Origin of the sequence: Nocardia sp. NPDC050718, from assembly GCF_040654235.1 — a bacterium.
GTDB lineage: Bacteria > Actinomycetota > Actinomycetes > Mycobacteriales > Mycobacteriaceae > Nocardia.
The window spans coordinates 1-1,533 of sequence record NZ_JBFAHQ010000016.1 but is presented as its reverse complement, the minus strand read 5'-3'; the positions used below and the strand labels follow the sequence as shown (position 1 = coordinate 1,533).

Annotated in this window: 2 protein-coding genes; one reads left to right on the top strand and one right to left on the bottom strand. The window is 69.5% G+C overall.

Going from position 1 to position 1,533, the window contains the following annotated elements; genetic code table 11:
- Positions 1 to 95 precede the first annotated feature (95 nt).
- On the bottom strand, positions 96 to 788 hold the full coding sequence (locus AB0H54_RS33420) for a PadR family transcriptional regulator (protein ID WP_357351023.1): 693 nt from the start codon (positions 786 to 788) through the stop codon (positions 96 to 98).
- 128 nt (positions 789 to 916) lie between these two features.
- Between AB0H54_RS33420 and AB0H54_RS33415 the strand changes: the two genes are divergently transcribed.
- Positions 917 to 1,423 carry a flavin reductase family protein gene (locus tag AB0H54_RS33415; protein ID WP_357351022.1) on the top strand — a complete coding sequence of 169 codons (507 nt, stop codon included), beginning with the start codon at positions 917 to 919 and terminating at the stop codon, positions 1,421 to 1,423.
- Positions 1,424 to 1,533 lie beyond the last annotated feature (110 nt).

Genomic DNA, 1,533 nt, shown 5'->3' with positions numbered 1-1,533 from the left:
ACGCTGGCCGAGGAGATGCTCACCGGCACTCCGCTCTCGATCGACGACATCGCGATCCGGCTGGGCTACGCCGAGGCGACGCCGTTCCCCCACGCCTACTCCGCCGCGTCGTGCTGCATCTCTTCCCGCAGCACCCGCTGTTCGATCTCGCGCCAGCGTCCCGGCGTCGGATGCGGGTAGTCCGCGCGATCGTCGTGTTCGGCGCCGGCCAGTATCGTGGCCGCGTTGTCGATGTCGTCGATCAGCTGCTGGGCCAGTTCCCGCTCGGCCGCGTAGTGGCGCTGCGCCCACTGCAGCACGATCTGCGAATACGCCCAGCCCGGTTCGGATTTCGCGGCCTCGGCGTCGATCGCGGCCCGCTGCTCGAGCTGGTCGACGTCGTCGATGTGGTCGCGCAGGATCTGCTTGAGCCGATCCGGCGAGCCGAGATGACCGAACATGACCCGCACCAGGACATGGTGTTTGAGCACCGACGGATCGACCGGCGCCTTGTTCCACCACAGCGTGACCGCGGCGCGGCCCGCGTCGGTGATCTGATAGAGCCGCTTGCCGCGCATGGCGTTGTCGTGGTCGAGGCGCGAACTCGCGAAGCCGTGCTGCTCGAGCTTCTTCAGCTCGGCGTAGATCTGGCTGTAGGACGGCGTCCAGTAGAAGTAGCGCAGGCTCCAGTCGGCCCACTTCTTGAGGTCGTAGCCGGAGACCTCTTCCTCGTAGGAGAGCATGGCGAGAACCGCCCAGCTGGTCGGCGGCAGGTTGGGCACGCCGGGATCGGGGTCGGGAGTCGCCATCGCTGCATGTTAGCAACCGCGAGTACCACCTTTCGCCCGCCGACAACCGCTGACCGGGAGAACGTCTTGAGCCGGTCACCGCTCACCCCGGATCGTGGGGGCAACGAATTCCGCTCGGGAGGACCCCTATGAATGCAGACAACGTCGTCGTCGACGCAGGTATCCCTGCCCCCGCCGACCTGCGCAGAGTGCTCGGTCATTTCGCGACCGGCGTCGCGGTGATCGCCGCTCACGACGGGACGCGGCCGCTCGGCTTCACCTGTCAGTCGGTGGTGTCGGTGTCGCTGGACCCGCCGTACGTGTCGTTCTGCCCGGCCAAGAGTTCCACCAGCTGGCCGCTGCTGCGCGCCACGGGCGCCCTGTGCATCAACATCCTGGCCGAGGAGCAGAGCGCGCTGTGCCGCCAGTTCGCGGTCAGCGGTGCCGACAAGTTCGCCGGGGTCGACTGGGACCGCGCGGGCAACGGCGCGCCCGCGCTGGCCGGGGCGCTGGCCCACATCGAGGTCAGCGTCGAGCTCGAGCACGACGCGGGCGACCACACGGTGGTGCTGGCCCGGATCGCCGATCTGCGGGCCACCGAGGGCGCCAAGCCGCTGCTGTACTACCGCGGCGGCTTCGGCGGCTTCGCGGCCTGACACGACGACGGCGGGGTGGGGGCCCACGGGCCCCCCCCCCCCGCGGGGGTAACGCCCCCCGGGACGGGCAAACCAGGGATACCCCCGCCCCCGCCCCCGCCCATTTAAAG

Coding starts and splice junctions, on each gene's coding strand:
- AB0H54_RS33415 (WP_357351022.1), top strand. CDS start 917: ATGAATGCAGACAACGTCGTCGTCGACGCAGGTATCCCTGCCCCCGCC.
- AB0H54_RS33420 (WP_357351023.1), bottom strand. CDS start 788: ATGGCGACTCCCGACCCCGATCCCGGCGTGCCCAACCTGCCGCCGACC.